We start from the raw sequence: 18,614 nt of genomic DNA on the forward strand, positions 1-18,614 counted from the left end.
GCGTCTCAAGCTCAAGCGCGCCGGTTGGAGCGATGACTTCTTTTTCGAACTCCTCAGTCACGTGCGATAGCCCTGCCGCAAGGGGGAGGGGAGCGCACCGATCGCATGGCGAGATCGTGGCTCAATCGGCCTAGTAAGCTATTGCGATCGTGGCCGTCTACGACTTCACCGGCGCCGGCGGCCCATATGCCTCGCGCTCTGCCGCTGGCGCCTTCTCCCGATCGCCCGCCAGCACGCGCTGCACCGAGACGAAGAACACCGGCACCATCAAGAGCGCCAGGATCACCACCGCGATCATGCCGCCCATCACGTTGGTGCCGAGCGCCTGCTGGCTAGCGCCGCCGGCGCCTGTGGCCATCGACATCGGCAGCACGCCGCAGACGAAGGCGAGGCCGGTCATGATGATCGGACGGAAGCGCAGCGAGCACGCCTCGACGGTCGCCTCGACCAGCGGCTTGCCATGGGCGCGCAGATCCTTGGCGAACTCGATGATCAGGATCGCGTCCTTGGCGGCGAGGCCGATGATCGTGATCAGCGCGACGGTGAAGTAGACGTCGTTCGAGAGCCCGCGCAGATTGGCCGCCACCACGGCGCCGAGAATGCCGAGCGGCACGGTCAGCAGCACGGCGAGCGGAATCGTCCAGCTCTCATACAGCGCGGCGAGGCAGAGGAACACGACCAGCGCCGACAGGCCGAGCAGTAGCGGCGCCTGCGAGCCCGACAGCTTCTCCTGCAGCGACTGTCCGGTCCATTCGTAGCCGAAGCCGCGCGGCAGCTTGGCGGCGAGACGCTCCATCTCGTTGAGGGCATCGCCCGAGGTGAAGCCCGGCTTCGCCTCGCCGGAGATGCGGATCGCCGGGTAATAGTTGAAGCCCGCGATCTGGGTCGGTCCCTTCGCCCACTGGATGGTCGCGAACGACGAGAACGGCACCAGCTGGCCCTTGGCGTTCTTGACGCTGTAGTTGAGGATGTCGTCCGCATTCATGCGGCTGATGCGGTCGGCCTGCACCACGACGCGCTGCATGCGGCCACGATTGGGGAAATCGTTCACGTAGTTCGAGCCGAGATTGGTCGAAATCGTGTTGTTGATATCCTCGAAGGTGACGCCGAACGCGCCGGCCTTCTCGCGGTCGATCATCAGGTTGACCTGCGGTCCCTGCGGCAGGCCCTCGACATAGACCTTCTGCAGCACCGGGCTGGCATTGGCTTCCGCGATCAGCTGATCCGCAGCCGCAACGAGCGCGGTGTAGCCCTTCTGCCCGCGGTCCTGCAGGCGGAAGCTGAAGCCGGAGGAGTTGCCGAGATTGTCGATCGGCGGCGGCTGCAGCGCGGTGATCTTGGCGTCGCGGAGCGAGGCGAGATCGCGGTTGATGTCGGCGACCAGCGCCGCGGCGCTGTCGTGCTTGCCGCGCTCGGACCAGTCCTTCAGCGAGATGAAGGCCTGCGCGGTGTTGACGCCCTGGCCGGCATAGCTGAAGCCGGTGAGGAAGGTGACGTCCTCGATGCCGTCGCGCTTGGCCAAGTACTTCTCGACCGCCTCGACGGCGGCTTGAGTCCGCGCGTAGGATGAATCCGCCGGCGTCTGCACGTCGGTGGTGATGAAGCCCTGGTCGTCGACCGGCAGGAAGCCGCCGGGCAACTGGATGAAGGCGTAGCTGAGACCGGCCAGGAAGATCGCGTAGATCAGCATCAGCCGTCCGGTCCGGCGCAGGCCGCCGCGCACCACGCCGACATAGCGGTTGCGGCTGCCATCCATGAAGCGGTTGAACCAGCCGAACACGCCGGTCTTGGCATGGCCGTGACCCGCCTGGACGGGCTTCAGCAGGGTCGCGCACAGCGCGGGGGTCAGCGACAGCGCCAGCAGCGCCGAGAAGCCGATCGCGGCGACCATGGTGACCGAGAACTGCCGGTAGATGATGCCGACGGAGCCGGGGAAGAACGCCATCGGCACGAACACCGCCATCAGCACCAGCGTGATGCCGATGATGGCGCCGGTGATCTGGCCCATCGCCTTGCGCGTCGCCTCCTTCGGCGACAGCCCCTCCTCGGTCATGATGCGCTCGACGTTCTCGACCACGACGATGGCGTCGTCGACGAGGATGCCGACCGCGAGCACCATGCCGAACATCGTCAGCATGTTGATGGAGTAGCCGACCAGCATTAGCGTCGCGCAGGTGCCGAGCAGCGCCACGGGCACGACGATGGTCGGGATGATGGTGTAGCGGATGTTCTGCAGGAACAGGAACATCACGACGAACACCAGCACGACCGCTTCGACCAGCGTCATCAGCACGCGCTTGATCGAGGCCTTCACGACGGGCGTGATGTCATAGGGGATCTCGTAGGCGATGTTCGAGGGGAAAAAGCGCGACAGCTCCTTCATCTTGGCCTCGACCGCATTGGCTGTCGCCAGCGCATTGCCGGTCGGCGACAGCAGCACCGAGAGACCCGCGGTCGGCTTGCCGTTGAGGCGGGTGTTGAACTGATAGCTGAGGCCGCCGATCTCGATGCGGGCGACGTCGCGCAGCCGCACGGTGGAGCCGTCGGCATTGGCGCGCAGGATGATCGCGCCGAACTCGTCCGGCGAATCGAGCTGGCCCTTGACCAGCACCAGCGCCGAGGTGCGCTGCACGGTCGTGGCCGGCTCGGCGCCGATGCTGCCGGAGGCGACCTGCGCGTTCTGCGCGCCGATCGCCTTGGTGACATCATCGGCTGTCAGGCCGTAGCCGATCAGCTTGGCCGGATCGAGCCAGACGCGCAGCGAGCGCTCGGTCGAATACAGCGTGGCGCGGCCGACGCCGGGGATACGGCGGATTTCACCGAGCACGTTGCGGATCATGAAGTCGCCGAGGCCGACCTCGTCGAGGCTGCCGTCGGTCGATTGCAGGGTGATGATCTGCAGCACCGCGGCCGAGGCCTCCTCGACCAGGATGCCCTGCTGGATCACGGCGCGCGGCAGCCGCGCCTCGACGCGCTTGAGGCGGTTCTGCACCTCGACCGAGGCGTCGTTGGTCGACGTGCCCGGCACGAAGTTCGCGGTGATCTCGACCTGCCCCAGCGAGTCGCTGGTCGATTCGAAGTTGAGGATGCCGGAGGCGCCGTTGAGCTCCTCCTCGATCAGCCGCGTCACGCTGTTGTAGAGATTCTCGGGCGAGGCGCCGGGATAGCTGGTCGAGATCGAGATCGAGGGCGGCGCGATGATCGGATATTGCGCCACCGCCAGCAGCGGGATCGCGATCGCGCCGATCAGGCAAATGAACAGCGCGACGACCCAGGCGAAGATCGGCCTGTCGATGAAGAAACTCGGCATCGGGACTTACCGCGACGCTGATTTGGTTTCGAGCTGCGTCGCCGTGCTGACCTCTGTCCAGGCCTGCGGCGTGACCTTGTCGCCGGCGGCAAACTTCTGGAAGCCGTCGACGACAACCTTGTCGCCGGCGCGCAGGCCGTCGGTGATCAGCACCAGGCCATCCTGCACCGGACCGGTGCGGATGGGCCGCGCGATCGCGCGGTTGTCGTCGCGGATCACATAGACCTCGGAGCCGCCGGCGGCATTGCGCTGCACGGCCTGCTGCGGCACGCCGACGGAATCGCTGTCGATGCCCTGCTCGATGCGGACGCGGACATACATGCCCGGCAACAGCTCACGCTTGGGATTGGCGAACTCGCCGCGCAAGGTGACCTGGCCGGTCGCGGCATCGACCTTGGCGTCGGAGAACAGCAGCTTGCCGGGGATCGAATAAGGGGTGCCGTCGTCGAGCACGAGGCGGACCTTGATCGCGTCGGGCGCGATCTGGTCGAGATCGCCGGATTCGAAGGCGCGCCGCAGACGGTTGAGCTCGCTCACCGACTGGGTGAAGTCGGCATAGATCGGATCGAGCTGCTGGATCGTCACCAGCGAGGTCTCGTTCTGGACCGCGATCGCGCCCTCGCTGAGCTGGGCGGCGCCGACGATGCCGTCGATCGGCGCACGGACGGTCGCGTAGTCGAGATTGAGCTGGGCGCGGGCGAGATCGGCCTTGCGCGCCTCGATGTCGGCCGCGGCCTCGCGCTCCGAAGAAATCGCCTTTTCGTTCTCGACGGCCGGCGCCGCCCGCTCCTTGAACAGTTGCGCAATCCGGTTCGCCTGCTGCACGGCGCGCTCATGCACGGCTTCCGCCTTGGCGAGCGCGGCGCGGCTCGACATGATCTCGACCTCGAACGGCTTTTGATCCAGGCGATACAGCGGATCGCCGGCCTTGACCTCGCTGCCCTGGCGGAACAGACGCTCGACGATGATGCCGGACACCCGCGGCCGCACATCGGAGACGCGGGTCGGCGCGATGCGGCCGGGCAGCTCGCGCACGATCGCCCGCGCCTTCTGCTCGACCGTGATGATGCCGACGTCGGGAACGGTGACCTGCTCGCTGGCGGACGCCTGGGCCGGCGTGGTTTCGTTGCAGCCGGCGAGCGGCATGGCCGCGACGAGGATCAATGCAGTGCCGAGCAGCGGCGCGCGAAAACGAGACATGGACGGTGGTGCCCCCTCGATCATGTTTGAAAACAGTCGACCGGATGACCGGGTGATGGCGCCATTCTGGTGCCGAGCGTGGCCGCACCATAAAAGCGCGCTGCTGCGACGCAATGCAGCAGTCGGGCGGCTGTATGTCACATCCGCTAAGGGACTGATTAACTGCGCGTTTTGACGACTCACTCAATTGTGAGCGCATTGTGGCGTGAGAGTTCCCACAGGTTCCGCAGAGCGAAACGCGAATCCCGCGCGGGGGCCGCTGGTTCCCCGATCAGGTCACCGGCTGCAGGCGGTAATGGCTGATGCCCCATTCGCGGCCTTCGTCGTGACCGAACAGGCCCGCGGTGGCGAGGAAGAACCAGCGCCAGCGACGCATCCACAAGGCGGTGTCATCGCCATAGACCGGCTGCAGCACCTCGAAGATGCGATCGCGGTCGGCGTCGAAATTGGCGAGCCAGTCCCTGGCCGTGCGCTGATAATGCGTACCGCTCCAGCGCCATTCCTTCTCGACCGCGAACAGATCGTCGAACTGCCGGATCAAGGTGTGGCTCGGCATGATGCCGCCGGTGAAGAAGTGCTGCGCGATCCAATCCTCGCGATCGTTGCGGTCGAACAGATAGGAGCCGGAGCGATGGGTGAAGATGTGCATGAACAGCCGCCCGTCAGACGCGAGCCATGAGCGAACGCGCGACAGCAGTTCGCGCCAGTTCATCATGTGCTCGAACATCTCGACCGAGACGACGCGATCAAACTGCGCATCGGGCGCGAACGCGTTCATGTCGGCGGTGATGATCCGCAGATTGAGCAGGCCGCGCTCGGCCGCCATCTCCTCGATGGCGCGGCGCTGCGAGTGCGAGTTCGACACCGCCGTGATCTTCGCATGCGGGAACTGCCGCGCCATGAACAGCGACAGCGAGCCCCAGCCGCAGCCGAGCTCGAGAATGCTCTGGCCGTCCTGCAGATCCGCATTGGCCACCGTCTGCCGCAGCGCCTCCTCCTCCGCCTCCTGGAGGGTTGAAACCGGCTCCTTGTAGAAGCAGCAGGAATATTTGCGGTTCGGCCCGAGCACGCGGGCGAAGAACGCCGCCGGCACCTCGTAGTGCTGGGCATTCGCCGCATCCGTATGCTCGGCGACCGGGCGCGTCGTCAGCAGACGGGCAAACTCCGCATCGCCCATCGCCTGCGGCCCTGCGAGCCGTGTGGCCGTGCGCGCGCAGAGTTCGTAGATCGCGGCGCGGATCACGGCGTCGGGGAGCGGCACGCGCTCGGCAGCGCCGATGATGGTCGAGATGAAGCTCATGCGGTGGCTCCGTTACTTGCCGGCGGGGTTCGGCGGGAGAGGAAAGAAGGCGCTGGTGCGCGCCTGATAGTCCCGGTAGCGGTCGCCGCGCGAACGCAGCATCTGTTCCTCCAGCGGCGGGATGCCGGTGACGTGGACCAGGATGTAGTACATCAGCAGCGGGGCCAGCAGGCTGGCGAGCCCCCAGGGGTTGTCAGGTGACAACGCAATGACGGGGTAAGCGAGCCAGCACATCCACTCGAAAAAGTAGTTGGGATGGCGCGACCAGCGCCACAGGCCGGCATCGCAGACCTTGCCCTTGTTGGCCGGATCGGTGCGGAACGCCTTCAATTGGGCGTCGGCCAGCCCCTCGCCGGCGATGCCGATGAACAGCACGAGGATGCCGAGATAGTCTTGCAAGCGCAGCTCGGGGGCCGGAGCATGGGCGGCGACGAACATCGCGAACACCAGGGGAATCGCGCCCAAGGCCTGCTGCTGCAGGAACACGAACATCCGCCGTGGCGCCGCCTCGCCCCATTGCCGGGCGAACTCCGCGTAGCGCGGATCGTCGGTGATGCCGCGGCTGCGCACCGCAACATGGCCACCCAGCCGCAGCGACCAGACCGCCACCAGGATCGCGACCAGCCATTGCCGCGCGTGGGGTGTCGCCCCGCCCGCCGGCCAGATGGCGCCGACAGCGCCCACCAATCCGACGGAAAATGTCCAGATCGTGTCAACCCAGCCGGAATTCCCGGTGCGCTGCTGCACCACCCAGGCCAGGCTCATCAGCACAGACATCGCCACGGCCATGGCCAGGAGCGCCAGCAGATAATCAACGACGGTCATGACAAAGCCAGGGCGTTCCCGCTAGATATGAACCACGGGACTAACTACGCCGCGGACGCCCGCCGGTTTCAGCCAAAGTTCCGCGCAGGGGACGGGGATTGCGCCGATCGCGGCTTTTCTCCCGCCGCTGCTGTGCCATAGTGGAATTTCGGGACCGGTCCCCCCGCAACGGATGTCATCGACAATGCCTCAAGGCTCCCCTTCCCGCTCCGCGATGGACGTCGAACCGACCAAACTGTCCACGCCCCGGATCTTCCTGGTGCGGATGCTGGTCTTCCTGGTGCTGTGCGCCCTGGTCGGCGTCGTGCTCTACAAGCAGATCATCATGGCGTTCTTCGCCAATCCCGGGCTGAACGCGCTGATCGGAGCCGTGCTGCTGATCGGCGTCATCCTGGCGTTCCGCCAGGTGATCCGGCTCTATCCGGAAGTCTCCTGGGTGAATAATTTCCGCATCGCCGATCCCGGCCTGGCGGTGCACCGCCACCCGACCCTGCTGGCCCCCATGGCCGCCATCCTCGGCCGCGAGCGCACCGGGCGGATGTCGATCTCGCAGCAGACCATGCGGCACCTGCTCGACTCGATCGCCACCCGCCTCGACGAGGCCCGCGACATCTCCCGTTACATGACCGGCCTGCTGGTCTTCCTCGGCCTGCTCGGCACCTTCTGGGGTCTGATCGAGACCGTGGGCTCGGTCGGCAAGGTCATTGACGGGCTGAAGGTCGGCGGCGACGCCGGCGCGCTGTTCGACACCCTGAAAGGCGGCTTGGCGGCGCCGCTCAGCGGCATGGGCATCTCGTTCTCGTCCTCGCTGTTCGGCCTCGCCGGCTCGCTGATCCTCGGCTTCCTCGATTTGCAGTCCAGCCAGGCGCAGAACCGCTTCTATACCGACCTGGAGGACTGGCTCGCCGGCACGGTGCGGGAATATGGCGGCACCGGAGACACAGGCGCCGATCTTTCCGTGGCCATCGAGCGGCTCCGCACCGCCATGGAGGAAGGCTCCAACCGCGGCGCCACCGCCGCCATGGCCAACCTCGCCGAGGCGATCCAGGGCCTGGTCGCGCACATGCGCACCGAGCAGCAGATGATCCGCGAATGGGCCGACGGCCAGGGCGAGCAGAACCGCGAGATCAAGCGGCTCTTGGAGCGGCTGGCCCGGCAGACGGAGAAGAGCTAGCGCGTCCGCCGCGCTGGCTTCGAGTGACTTGAGGAGACGCTGAATGGCGCTTGCCCGTACCCGCCGGGGCGACTCCGGCCTGAACTACTGGCCGGGCTTCGTCGACGCGCTGTCGACGCTCGTGCTGTCGATCGTGTTCCTGCTGACCGTCTTCCTGGTGGTGCAGTTCTTCCTGTCGCAGGAGGTCACGGGCAAGGACAAGGCGCTGGAGCAGCTCAACGCCAAGATCGCGCAGCTCAACGAGATGCTGTCCTTGGAGAAGCTCGGCAAGCTGTCACTGGACGACCAGGTCGCGCAGCTGCGCGCCGGGCTGTCCAGCGCCGAGGCCGAGCGCGACCGGGTCAAGAGCCTGTACGACGGCCTCGCTAACGCCGGCAGCAATGCCACCGGCCGTGCCAACGAGCTCAACCGGGCGCTGGACTCCGAGAAGCAGGTCACGGCGCGGGCGCTGGCGCAGATCGAGGTGCTGAACCAGCAGATCAGCGCGCTGCGCCGCCAGCTCGCCGCGCTGGAGGACGCACTCGACGCCTCCGAGAAGCGCGACAAGGAATCCCAGAACCGCATCGCCGACCTCGGCTCGCGGCTGAACGTTGCGCTGGCGCAGCGGGTGCAGGAGCTGACGCGCTACCGCTCCGAATTCTTCGGCCGGCTGCGCGCCATCCTCGGCAACCGCCCCGACATCCGCGTCGTCGGCGACCGCTTCGTGTTCCAGTCCGAGGTGTTCTTCGACACCGGCCAGGCGACGCTGTTGCCCGAGGGCCAGCAGGAGCTGAACTCGGTGGCCACCGCGCTGGTCGATCTCGACAAGCAGATCCCGGCCGAGATCTCCTGGGTGCTGCGCGTCGACGGCCACACCGACGTCAGGCCGATCAACAGCCCGGTGTTCAAGTCGAATTGGGAATTGTCGTCGGCGCGCGCGATCTCGGTCGTGCAATATCTGATTTCGCTCGGCGTCCCCGCCCAGCGCCTCGTCGCCGCCGGCTTCGCCGAATTCCAGCCGCTGGACGCGGCGAACACCGAGGATGCCTTCCGCCGCAACCGCCGCATCGAACTGAAGCTGACGGAGCGGTGACGTCGAGCTTCACCCTGCGGGCTTATCGCGCCGAGGACGAGGACGCGGCGATCGCGCTGTGGCAGCAGACGTGGCAGCTCGCCTACCCCGCGATCGACTTCGCCGCGCGGGTGCCGTGGTGGCGCGAGCGCTGGCGGAGCGAGCTGGTGCCGAAGGCCGAGGTGATCGTCGCCGAGGCGGAAGGCACGCTCGCCGGCTTCGTCACGATCGATGCGGCGGGCTATCTCGATCAGCTGGTCGTGTCACCGGAGCATTGGGGCTCGCCGCTGGCGACGCAATTAGTTGATGCCGCTAAGCGGCGATCCCCTGGCGGAATCACCCTGCTGGTGAACAAGGACAACACCCGCGCCATCCGCTTCTACCAGCGCAGCGGCTTCGTCGAGGCCGGCGAGGACGTCAATCCGACCTCCGGCCGGCCCGTGGTGCGCATGGCGTGGAGGCCGGAGGCCCGTTAGCCCGGCACGCAGCAACACCCACAACCGTCGTCCCGGACAACCGAGCGAAGCGAGGGCAGATCCGGGACCCATACTCCGCAGCAGAGGTGTTGCGAAGAACGACGTGGCGAGGTTCGTCGACCAAACATTCGACCGGGGTTATGGGTCCCGGCGTTCGCCGGGACGACACCGAGTGTGGGCCGAACTGCAACTACACGCCGCGAAACAGGACGCCGATGGTCAGCACCACGAAGGCGATCGCCAGCGCGTCGAAGGCGTGGGCGGCCGACAGCAGCGGCACCGAGGCGTGCATGTAGTGCGCGAGCATCGCGACGAGCGCGAGCACCAGCGCGATGGCGAAGATCACGAACGACGGGGGCGTGAGGGCAAAGCTGCCGCGGCGATAGGGCATGGTCATCATCCTGTGCGAGGGCGCCACAGCATGAGTAGCGCCGTGAAGTTTCGCGCAGGGAACGTACAAAGCCGGAGAAAGGTTGCAGGGGCTGCGGCGCAAATTCGCAGTGTTGCCGACGGCCCACAATGTTGCCGAAACTACACGCCCTCGAACTGCAGCCGCGCCAGACGCGCATAGAGTCCATTCGCCGCCACCAGCGATGTATGCGTGCCCTGCTCGACGATACGGCCGCGGTCCATGACCAGGATACGGTCGCAGGACAGCACGGTCGCGAGGCGATGCGCGATCACCAGCGTGGTGCGGTCCTTCATCAGGCCTTCGAGCGCGGTCTGCACCAGCGTCTCGCTTTCCGCGTCGAGCGCCGAGGTCGCCTCGTCGAGCAGCAGCAGCGGCGCATCGCGCAGGATGGCACGCGCGATCGCAATGCGCTGACGCTGACCGCCGGACAAGGTCACGCCGCGCTCGCCGAGCGGCGTCTCGAAGCCCTCGGGCAAACGGCGGATGAACTCGCTGGCATGGGCGAGATCGGCGGCGCGCTCAACCTCGGCATCGCTGGCCTCGGGCCGGCCGAAGCGGATGTTCTCGCGCGCGCTCGCCGCGAACACCACGGACTCCTGCGGCACCAGGGCCATGCGCTCGCGCACCTTGCGCGGATCGGCCGCGCGCACCGGCACGCCATCGACGGAGATCGATCCCGAGGCCGGATCGTAGAACCGCAGCAGCAAATGAAACAGCGTGCTCTTGCCGGCGCCGGACGGGCCGACGATCGCGACCTTCTCGCCGGCGCGGATGGAGAACGAGACCTCCTCGAGCACGCGGACGTCGGGACGGGTCGGATAGGCGAAACTGACATGATCGAAGCCGATGTCGCCGCGCGCCGGCTCCGGCAGCGCGAGGGGACGCGCCGGCGGCTTGATCTCGGGCTGCACGTGCAGCAACTCGAACAGGCGCTCGGCCGCGCCCGAAGCGGCGGAAACCTCGCCCCAGACTTCCGAGAGCTGGCCGAGGCCGGCGGCAGCGAACGCCGCGTACAGCACGAACTGGCCGAGCCGGCCGGCGCTGATATTGCCGGTCAGCACGTCGTGCGAGCCGACCCAGAGGATCGCGACGACGCTGGAGAACACGATGAAGATGATGATCGCGGTCAGCACGCCGCGCGCCTGGGTCGAGACGCGGGCGGCCTCATAGGCCTGCTCGACCTCACCGCCGAAACGCCCCGCCGCGAGCTTCTCGCTGGTATAGGCCTGCACCGTCCTGATCGCGCCGACCAGCTCCGAGGCATAGGCCGAGGCATCGGCGAGCGTGTCCTGCGCGTTGCGCGACAGCCGACGCACCCAGCGGCCGAAAGCGACCAGCGGCAGCACGATCAGCGGGATCGCCAGCAGCACGAACAGTGACAATTTCGGGCTGGTGAACACCATCATCCCGGTCGCACCGAGAAACAGCAGCAGATTGCGCAGCGCGATCGACACCGACGCGCCGGCCGCCGACTTGATCTGCGTGGTGTCGGCCGTCAGGCGCGAGACCAGCTCGCCGGAGCGCGCGGAATCGAAGAAGGACGGCGACAGCGACATCAGATGCGCGAACACGTCCCGGCGGATGTCGGCGACGATGCGCTCGCCGATCGTCATCACGAGGTAGTAGCGGGCGGCACTCGCCACCGCGAGCACGGCCACCACAGCGATCATGACGCTGAAGTAGCTGTTGATCAGCTCGATGCCCTTCGGCGTGAAGCCGAAGTCGATCATGCGGCGGACCGCAACCGGCACCAGCAGCGTGGTCAGCGCGGCAACCGTCAGCGCGATGAGCGCCAACACGGCGCGGCCGCGATAGCGCATGATATAGGGAGCGAGCGCAAGCAGCGGGCGCAGCTTGGAGCGGCGGACCGGGCTCGCCGGTTCGGCCAGCGCCTCCACGGCCGCGACGGCATCTCCGACCGGATCCTGCCCGGCAGCATCATGCCGATCGTCAAGCCGTTCCACTGCGCTCATGGGCCACCTGAGAATTCTTCCAAATACCGGTTCTTCGTCCAGATAGGCCTTCCGGGCCGGAGTTTGCAAATCCGGAAACGTACCAAGGTGCTCATCCATGAGCTTGGCTTGTTTTGGGCGGGACCTTGGGCTATAGAGCGCGCCAATTGTCCCCCTTCAGTGACGACAGGATCAGGCGCGGCCGCGCGAGGTCATGTCTTCGCATTGCCCTAGGATGAAGCCATGAAAGCCGACATTCACCCGAATTATCATACGATTACGGTCGTGATGACCGACGGCACCGAGTACCAGACCCGCTCGACCTGGGGCAAAGAGGGCGACAAGCTCAACCTCGACATCGACCCGAAGTCGCACCCGGCCTGGACCGGCGGCACCCAGCAGATCATGGACCGCGGCGGCCGCGTCTCGCGCTTCCAGAAGAAGTTCCAGGGCTTCCTCAAGAAGGATTGATCCTTGCGCCGTGGCGCCGGCCTTTGGCCCCCGCCCGACGGATGGCAGACAGCAAAACGCCCCCGGAAACGGGGGCGTTTTTGTTTCTGGTCCGCTGGCGGATCGGGAGGAGCGGCCCGGATCGACCAAGCCGCCCGGAGCCGGGCTTACTGCTCGAAAGCGGCCTTCAGCCGGTTCAGATGCGGCACCAGGGGATTGCCGATCGCGCTCTGGTCCGGCGGCGGCGAATGGATGGTCGAGTCCAGGCGGCGGACCCGGGTCTGCAGGCTCATCGAGCGGGCGATCAGGTCCTGCAGCTGCTGCGGCAGCTTCTCCAGCATATCGTCCGGGCCCGGATCGGCGGCGGTCAGCTTGACCTTGGTCTTTTCGCGGTTGGCCTGGCTCAGGGTCATCTCGCCCTCCTTCACCGCGCGGTGAAGAAGCAGCCATGAAGCGAGTTGCATCAGCCGCGTGGTGAGCCGCATGCTCTCCGTCGCGTAGGTCAGGCTGACGGCGCGGTCGAGCGCCTTGGCCTCGTTGCGGCCGTCACCGTCGAGATAGGCAGCGGTCTCCTCGACCAGATCCATGCCTTCCCGGAACAGCGCGCCGAATGCAGCTGAGTTGGTGAGCCGCTCATTGAACTGAACAAGAGCGCCATCGCCCAGCAAACGGTCCGACATGGTTAACGCCTCTTAAACGCGACTGGTTACGCAATCCGGCAACCGCGCCGGTATGATGAACAAATCATTGCGCGGCCGCTTTCGAGAGTCCAGCAGCAACGCCGTTTATGGTTTCCACGGCGTGGGACATGCCGTGCCCTCGTACCACTTGCAGCTGTGATGCGGCTGATCAGGCCGATTTGCTGCGCTTGCGCTATTAGCAGACATGATCGCGGCAATAGTTTGCGGTAACCGGACGATCCTCATCATCCACATTGCGCTGCACAGGATTGTTAGCTCGGTCCTTGCCGCGGCTCGCCCAAGCGACGTTCTTCAAGCACGGCGTCTGGGCATCGTTCCACGCGCGCCGGCCGAGCATCCGCGACGGGCCGATCGCGAGCGCGCAAAAAAAGAGCCGCCGTTGCCGGCGGCTTTGAAGTTGATAACAGGGAGGCGTCAAACAGAGTGGACAGGAGCCACTCGGTGTCCAAACGAGGACAGTTCCGGTTGTAAACCCGAAAGCTTAATCAACCGTAAATGGCGAAAATTTTTCAAACTTCGTTAGCCATGTCGGCCACTGGCCGACCGTGTTTCTACGTGGCGACTGCCTTACGATTTGAAGATGCTGGCGGCTGCGTCGCGCGAGGCACGCTTCCTGGCGACCGCCTGCTCGATCCGTTCGATCTCCCCGCGCAGCAGCGCCACCCGGCTGGTCAGTTCCTCGACCGAGAGCATCGACAGATCCTGCCCGATCTCGTGCGAAACGGCCTTTTTCGGCCGGTCGTCATCGTCATTTGCCATCTGGTCCTCTCCCGGTTGCCAGCCATGCCTCGGCTGGCTTAAGCACGCCGCAGCACCCTCTTCATCGCCTGCCGAGGATTTCTCATGGAACAGCTGCCTGCGCAAATGACCGTGGTCGCCATCAGCCAGCCCGGCGGACCCGAGGTGCTGAAGCCGGAGACGCGGCCGGTTCCGAAGCCCGGTCCCGGCGAGATCCTGATCAAGGTGAAGGCCGCCGGCGTGAACCGGCCCGACGTCGCGCAGCGCTCCGGCAGCTACCCGCCGCCGCCCGGCGCCAGCGACCTGCCGGGCCTGGAGGTCGCCGGTGAGGTGGTGGCGCTCGGCGAGGGCGCCGTCCGGCACAAGCTCGGCGACACCGTGATGTCGCTGGTCGCCGGCGGCGGCTACGCTGAATATTGCATCGCGCAGGACGCTCAGGCCATGGCGGTACCGCCGGCGCTGTCGATTCTGGAGGCCGGAGCCCTGCCCGAGACCCTGATGACGGTCTGGCACAACGTGTTCGAGCGCGGCGCGCTGAAGGACGGCGAGACCCTGCTCGTGCATGGCGGCTCCTCCGGCATCGGCACGATGGCGATCCAGCTCGCCAAGGCGTTCGGCGCCAAGGTGCTGGTCACCGTCGGATCGCAGGACAAGGCGGACGCCTGCGTCAAGCTCGGCGCCGACCGCGCCATCAACTACAAGACGGAAGACTTCGTCGCCGTGGTCAAGGAAGCCACCGGTGGCAAGGGCGCCAACGTCATCCTCGATATGGTCGGCGGCGACTACATCGAGCGCAACTACGACGCGGCTGCGACCGACGGCCGGATCGTGCAGATCGCCTTCCTCAGCAGTCCCAAGGCGACCGTCAACTTCGTCAAGTTGATGGTGAAACGTCTCACCCACACCGGCTCGACCCTGCGGCCGCGCAGCAATGCCGACAAGGCCGCAATGGTGGCGGCGATCGAGGCCAAGGTGATGCCGTTCCTGCGTGAAGGCCGCATCAGGCCGCTGATGGACTCGACCTTTCCACTGGTGGATGCAGCAAAAGCGCATGCACGCATGGAGACGAGCCAACATATTGGCAAAATTGTGTTGGAAATCTAGGCGCGGTCTAAACAGAGCGTGTTTGGAAACTCTTTGATTTTCCTCGCTTTCGTGCCAATGATCGCGCACATCTGAACCGTGCCTGGAACGGCTCCATTCGCCTGCGACGACGTCTTTCGAATTGGCTTGTTGCGCTCTGAGTTGGTGTCGAACGCGGAGATTTGACATTGCGTCTGATCAGGTGCCTTGCGTCACTGGCGCTGGGTCTCGTGATGTGTGGTGCCGTTACCGCCGCGCGGGCCGTTGACGCCGTCAGCGTTCGCAGCGACGCGCCTGCCATCGACCTCACCGGCATCCTCGATCATCAGCGCAGCGAAAACGACCGCATCCAGGTCTCGACCGCGCCGGGCACCGACGGCATCGTCCGCCGCATCGAGGTGCGCGCCCGCGAGGGCGGCCAGCACTGGATCGTGTTCGCGCTCGCCAACAATACCGACGACCAGCTCGACCGCCTGATCGTGGCGCCGCATTACCGCGTGGTCGGCTCCGGCGTGTTCTGGCCCGATCTCGGCCTGTCGCGCATCGCCACCATCACGCCCTCGATCGGCGACCTGCCGGAGCGGCAGGAGAGCCCGACCGCCGACGTCTTCCGCGTCACGCTCGATCCCGGCTCGGTCGTGACGTTCGTGGCCGAATTGCGCACCGACAAGCTGCCGCAGCTCTATCTGTGGGAGCCCGAGGCCTACAAGGACAAGGTCAACTCGTTCACCTTGTACCAGGGCATCGTGATCGGCATCTCCGGCCTTCTTGCCCTCGTGCTGACGATCCTGTTCGTGGTCAAGGGCAGCATCATGTTTCCAGCCGCCGCGGCGCTGGCCTGGGCGGTGCTGGTCTATATCGGCGTCGACTTCGGCTTCTGGGGCAAGGTCCTGGACATGTCGAACAATGCCGAGCGCGTCTGGCGCGCGGCGGGCGAGGCGATCCTCGCCGCGACCTTGCTGGTGTTTTTGTTCGCCTATTTGAACCTCTCGCGCTGGCACGTTCGCTACTCGCACATCACGCTGGGCTGGCTGTTCTTCTTAGGGTCGCTGGTCGCGGTCGCGCTGTTCGATCCGGCGGTGGCCTCGGGCATCGCGCGGATGTCGCTGCTCCTGATCGCCGTGCTCGGCTTCGCGCTGATCGTCTATCTCTCCAGCCACGGCTTCGATCGCGCGGTGCTGCTGATCCCGACCTGGTTCCTGCTGACGGTCTGGGTTGCGGCCGCCGGCATGACGGTCGCGGGCCAGGTCACCAACGACATCGTCGGCCCCGCTTTGCTCGGCGGCCTCGTGCTGATCGTGATGCTGATCGGCTTCACCGTGATGCAGCACGCCTTCGCCGGCGGCGGCGCCACCACCGGCATCGTCTCCGACGTCGAGCGCCGCGCGCTGGCGCTGGCCGGTTCCGGCGATTTGATCTGGGACTGGGACGTCTCCGCCGACAAGGTGTTCACCAGCCCCGAGACCGAGAGCCTGCTCGGCCTGAAGCGCGGCACGCTGGAAGGCCCGGCCGCCAAATGGCTCGAGGTGCTGCATCCGCTCGACCAGGACCGCTTCCGCGCCGCGCTCGACAGCGTGCTCGACCAGCGCCGCGGCCGCCTCGTCCAGGACTTCCGCCTGCGCACGCCCGACGGTCATTTCATGTGGTTCGCGCTGAAGGCGCGCCCGGTGGTCGGCTCCGACGGCGAGGTGTCGCGCGTCGTCGGCACGCTGACCGACGTGACCGAGTTCAAGAATGCCGAGGAGCGCCTGCTCCACGACAGCGTCCACGACAATCTGACCGGCCTGCCCAACCGCAAGCTGTTCATCGACCGCCTCGCCGCGGTGGCCAATTTCGCCAAGACGATGCCGACCCTGCGGCCGACCCTGATGGTGATCGATCTCGACCGCTTCAAGCAGGTCAACGATTCCGTCGGCATCGCGGTCGGCGACTCCATCCTGCTGACCCTGGCGCGGCGGCTGTCGCGCATCCTCAAGCCCCAGGACACGCTGGCGCGGCTCGCCGGCGATCAGTTCGGCCTGATCCTGCTGTCGGAGCAGGACCCCGCCCGCATCACGGCGTTTGCCGAGACCATCCGCAAGACCATCCGCGCGCCGATCGCCTTCAATGAGCGCGAGATCTTCCTGACCGCCTCGATCGGGCTCGCTTTGTCCGATCCGCAGACGCAACTGTCGGAGGACATCATCAAGGATGCCGAGCTTGCGATGTATCATTCCAAGCGCATCGGCGGCGACCGCATCGACGTCTACAAGCCGGCGATGCGCGCGCGCAAGAACGACCGGCTGACGCTCGAGAGCGAGCTGCGCCGCTCGATCGAGCGCCAGGAGATCACGATCCTGTATCAGCCGATCGTGCGTCTCGAGGATCGCTCGATCGCCGGCTTCGAGGCTTTGGCGCGCTGGGATCATCCGAAGCTCGGCCGGATGTCGCCGATCGAGTTCATCACCATCGCCGAGGAGATCGGCCTGATTGTCGATCTCGGCACCTTCGTGCTCGACCAGACCGCGCGGCAGCTCTCGGTATGGCAGCGCGCGACGCGGCTGCGCGAACCGATTTTTGCCAGCGTCAACGTCTCGTCGCGCCAGCTGCTCCGCCACGACCTGATCCACGACATCCGCTCGGTGCTGGCGCGCTCATCGGTGGCGCGCGGCTCGCTCAAGATCGAGCTGACGGAGTCACTGGTGATGGAGAACCCCGAGCACGCCGCGCAGATGCTGGCGCGCATCCGCGAGCTCGGCGTCGGCCTCTCGATCGACGATTTCGGCACCGGCCACTCGTCGCTCGCCTATCTGCAGCGTTTCCCGTTCGACACCTTGAAGATCGACCAGTCCTTCGTCCGCACCACCGCGCGCGGCACCCGGCCGGTGATCCTGAAGTCGATCATCGCGCTGGCGCACGATCTCGGCATGGACGTCGTGGCGGAAGGCGCGGAGTCGGACTCCGATGCCGTCGAGCTCTACCAGCTCGGTTGCGAATACGCCCAGGGCTACGCCTTCGGCGAGCCGATGGACGCCGACGCCGCCATGCGGCTGCTGACGGAAGAGCGGCTGGAAGCGGCGAGCTAATCCGCTCATCGGCCGCGGCCGGCGCGAGACAGGTCCGGCCGCCCGACATCCCCAGGATGTATCTTTTCTTTTCGATTGCTTGAGGTAGACTTACCGCAGTACCGCGTTCGCGTGCCGGCTGCGTGTGGCCGATGCGTCCTGGTGCGGCAGGAGGCTCACGGCAGTGCCATCCGCGACGAGTCTAGTCGGTTTCGAACCGCGACAGTGCCGCCAGCGCGCGGCGGTAGTTCTCCGCGCCGAGCCGCCGCGCCACCCGCTTCTCATGCGCGGCAACGGCCGCATTGGCCTTCTTCAGCATCATGCGGCCGTGCGGCGTCAGGCCGAGCGCATGGGCCCGGCGGTCGTGCTCGGAGCGCTCGCGCACGATCAGTCCGGCCCGCTGCAGGCTGTCGAGCAGCCCGACCATGCGCGCGCGCTCGATGCCGAGCGCCCCCGCGATCGCGATCTGCGTGGCGCCTCGGTTGGCGGCGATCGTCTCCAGGATCGAATAGCCGATCACATCGAGGTCGATCGCCGCCAGCGCTGCATTGACGTCGCGGAAGATCCAGTGCTGCAGGCGGCGGACGAAATAGCCGAGATGGTTCTCGAGCTCACCGAGACGGATTTCGGAGTCCTGCCTGGCTCCATCTTTGTGCGCTCCGGCACTCGCGCTCTTGGACATCAGGGGCTCGCTGACATGGGGCATTCCTGCGTAGACCGGTGCACTCTTGCGCACAAGCCGCCGCAATTGGTCACATCCACAATAATTGCAAACCACAACTATTCTGTTAGTCTCGCGTCCAACAAATACAGATGGGAGGGGAACGGTCATGCCGGCATCGATGGCGACGGCTGCCTGCATTGCGACGGCAATGCGGCGGCGCAATGCAGCTGATCG

Annotated in this window: 15 protein-coding genes; 6 read left to right on the top strand and 9 right to left on the bottom strand. The window is 66.2% G+C overall.

Going from position 1 to position 18,614, the window contains the following annotated elements:
- Positions 1–157 precede the first annotated feature (157 nt).
- The 4 genes from ACQR1Y_RS19580 to ACQR1Y_RS19595 form a co-directional block, all read right to left on the bottom strand.
- Entirely contained in the window at positions 158–3,310 is a 3,153-nt protein-coding gene (locus tag ACQR1Y_RS19580; RefSeq protein WP_434877955.1) for a multidrug efflux RND transporter permease subunit, read from the bottom strand.
- Between the two features lie 6 nt (positions 3,311–3,316).
- On the bottom strand, positions 3,317–4,510 hold the full coding sequence (locus tag ACQR1Y_RS19585; protein ID WP_434877954.1) for an efflux RND transporter periplasmic adaptor subunit: 1,194 nt from the start codon (positions 4,508–4,510) through the stop codon (positions 3,317–3,319).
- Between the two features lie 271 nt (positions 4,511–4,781).
- Complete coding sequence (locus ACQR1Y_RS19590; protein ID WP_434877953.1) at positions 4,782–5,810, bottom strand: SAM-dependent methyltransferase; 1,029 nt, start codon at positions 5,808–5,810, stop codon at positions 4,782–4,784.
- Positions 5,811–5,822: 12 nt separating this feature from the next.
- Positions 5,823–6,635, bottom strand: coding sequence for a DUF1295 domain-containing protein (locus tag ACQR1Y_RS19595; RefSeq protein ID WP_434877952.1), 813 nt, complete (start codon positions 6,633–6,635; stop codon positions 5,823–5,825).
- A 184-nt stretch (positions 6,636–6,819) separates the two neighbouring features.
- On the opposite strand from ACQR1Y_RS19595, the gene ACQR1Y_RS19600 reads away from it, so the two are divergent.
- From ACQR1Y_RS19600 to ACQR1Y_RS19610, 3 genes are read left to right on the top strand one after another with little or no spacing between them, the layout of a single operon-like run.
- Entirely contained in the window at positions 6,820–7,809 is a 990-nt protein-coding gene (locus ACQR1Y_RS19600; protein ID WP_434856243.1) for a flagellar motor protein MotA, read from the top strand.
- 43 nt (positions 7,810–7,852) lie between these two features.
- On the top strand, positions 7,853–8,881 hold the full coding sequence (locus tag ACQR1Y_RS19605; protein WP_434877951.1) for a peptidoglycan -binding protein: 1,029 nt from the start codon (positions 7,853–7,855) through the stop codon (positions 8,879–8,881).
- Complete coding sequence (locus ACQR1Y_RS19610) at positions 8,878–9,336, top strand: GNAT family N-acetyltransferase (RefSeq protein WP_434877950.1); 459 nt, start codon at positions 8,878–8,880, stop codon at positions 9,334–9,336. The genes ACQR1Y_RS19605 and ACQR1Y_RS19610 overlap by 4 nt, the downstream gene beginning before the upstream one ends.
- Before the next feature lie 190 nt (positions 9,337–9,526).
- Here ACQR1Y_RS19610 and ACQR1Y_RS19615 read toward each other — a convergent pair whose 3' ends face one another.
- Together ACQR1Y_RS19615 and ACQR1Y_RS19620 are read right to left on the bottom strand one after the other, a co-directional pair.
- The gene (locus ACQR1Y_RS19615; RefSeq protein ID WP_006614616.1) at positions 9,527–9,727 is read right to left on the bottom strand and encodes a hypothetical protein; all 201 of its coding nucleotides are present in this window, start codon (positions 9,725–9,727) and stop codon (positions 9,527–9,529) included.
- Between the two features lie 140 nt (positions 9,728–9,867).
- Positions 9,868–11,721, bottom strand: coding sequence for an ABC transporter ATP-binding protein/permease (locus tag ACQR1Y_RS19620; protein ID WP_434877949.1), 1,854 nt, complete (start codon positions 11,719–11,721; stop codon positions 9,868–9,870).
- A 222-nt stretch (positions 11,722–11,943) separates the two neighbouring features.
- Between ACQR1Y_RS19620 and rpmE the strand changes: the two genes are divergently transcribed.
- Complete coding sequence (gene rpmE, locus ACQR1Y_RS19625; protein WP_012046762.1) at positions 11,944–12,171, top strand: 50S ribosomal protein L31; 228 nt, start codon at positions 11,944–11,946, stop codon at positions 12,169–12,171.
- Positions 12,172–12,317: 146 nt separating this feature from the next.
- Here rpmE and ACQR1Y_RS19630 read toward each other — a convergent pair whose 3' ends face one another.
- Both ACQR1Y_RS19630 and ACQR1Y_RS19635 read right to left on the bottom strand, forming a co-directional pair.
- Positions 12,318–12,830 carry a DUF1465 family protein gene (locus ACQR1Y_RS19630; RefSeq protein ID WP_434856247.1) on the bottom strand — a complete coding sequence of 171 codons (513 nt, stop codon included), beginning with the start codon at positions 12,828–12,830 and terminating at the stop codon, positions 12,318–12,320.
- 588 nt (positions 12,831–13,418) lie between these two features.
- Positions 13,419–13,610: a DUF1192 domain-containing protein gene (locus tag ACQR1Y_RS19635; protein ID WP_434856249.1), complete on the bottom strand. Its 192-nt coding sequence runs from the start codon at positions 13,608–13,610 to the stop codon at positions 13,419–13,421.
- A gap of 84 nt (positions 13,611–13,694) precedes the next feature.
- Here ACQR1Y_RS19635 and ACQR1Y_RS19640 point away from each other — a divergent pair, with 84 nt between their 5' ends.
- Together ACQR1Y_RS19640 and ACQR1Y_RS19645 are read left to right on the top strand one after the other, a co-directional pair.
- Positions 13,695–14,693, top strand: coding sequence for an NAD(P)H-quinone oxidoreductase (locus ACQR1Y_RS19640; RefSeq protein ID WP_434877948.1), 999 nt, complete (start codon positions 13,695–13,697; stop codon positions 14,691–14,693).
- A gap of 167 nt (positions 14,694–14,860) precedes the next feature.
- Positions 14,861–17,737 (top strand): EAL domain-containing protein, encoded by a 2,877-nt coding sequence (locus ACQR1Y_RS19645; protein ID WP_434856251.1) that lies wholly within the window; start codon positions 14,861–14,863, stop codon positions 17,735–17,737.
- Between the two features lie 181 nt (positions 17,738–17,918).
- Here the strand turns inward: ACQR1Y_RS19645 and ACQR1Y_RS19650 are convergent, their stop codons facing one another.
- Positions 17,919–18,398: a MarR family winged helix-turn-helix transcriptional regulator gene (locus ACQR1Y_RS19650; protein ID WP_434877947.1), complete on the bottom strand. Its 480-nt coding sequence runs from the start codon at positions 18,396–18,398 to the stop codon at positions 17,919–17,921.
- Between the last annotated feature and the right edge of the window lie 216 nt (positions 18,399–18,614).

The organism is Bradyrhizobium sp. HKCCYLRH3099 (genome assembly GCF_051167855.1).
GTDB lineage: Bacteria > Pseudomonadota > Alphaproteobacteria > Rhizobiales > Xanthobacteraceae > Bradyrhizobium.

Bases quoted from the DNA above. Each gene is read 5' to 3' on its own strand.
- ACQR1Y_RS19650 (WP_434877947.1), bottom strand. From the start codon at position 18,398: ATGTCCAAGAGCGCGAGTGCCGGAGCGCACAAAGATGGAGCCAGGCAG.
- ACQR1Y_RS19630 (WP_434856247.1), bottom strand. From the start codon at position 12,830: ATGTCGGACCGTTTGCTGGGCGATGGCGCTCTTGTTCAGTTCAATGAG.
- ACQR1Y_RS19620 (WP_434877949.1), bottom strand. From the start codon at position 11,721: ATGAGCGCAGTGGAACGGCTTGACGATCGGCATGATGCTGCCGGGCAG.
- ACQR1Y_RS19635 (WP_434856249.1), bottom strand. From the start codon at position 13,610: ATGGCAAATGACGATGACGACCGGCCGAAAAAGGCCGTTTCGCACGAG.
- rpmE (WP_012046762.1), top strand. From the start codon at position 11,944: ATGAAAGCCGACATTCACCCGAATTATCATACGATTACGGTCGTGATG.
- ACQR1Y_RS19640 (WP_434877948.1), top strand. From the start codon at position 13,695: ATGGAACAGCTGCCTGCGCAAATGACCGTGGTCGCCATCAGCCAGCCC.
- ACQR1Y_RS19595 (WP_434877952.1), bottom strand. From the start codon at position 6,635: ATGACCGTCGTTGATTATCTGCTGGCGCTCCTGGCCATGGCCGTGGCG.
- ACQR1Y_RS19605 (WP_434877951.1), top strand. From the start codon at position 7,853: ATGGCGCTTGCCCGTACCCGCCGGGGCGACTCCGGCCTGAACTACTGG.
- ACQR1Y_RS19585 (WP_434877954.1), bottom strand. From the start codon at position 4,510: ATGTCTCGTTTTCGCGCGCCGCTGCTCGGCACTGCATTGATCCTCGTC.
- ACQR1Y_RS19615 (WP_006614616.1), bottom strand. From the start codon at position 9,727: ATGCCCTATCGCCGCGGCAGCTTTGCCCTCACGCCCCCGTCGTTCGTG.
- ACQR1Y_RS19590 (WP_434877953.1), bottom strand. From the start codon at position 5,810: ATGAGCTTCATCTCGACCATCATCGGCGCTGCCGAGCGCGTGCCGCTC.
- ACQR1Y_RS19600 (WP_434856243.1), top strand. From the start codon at position 6,820: ATGCCTCAAGGCTCCCCTTCCCGCTCCGCGATGGACGTCGAACCGACC.
- ACQR1Y_RS19580 (WP_434877955.1), bottom strand. From the start codon at position 3,310: ATGCCGAGTTTCTTCATCGACAGGCCGATCTTCGCCTGGGTCGTCGCG.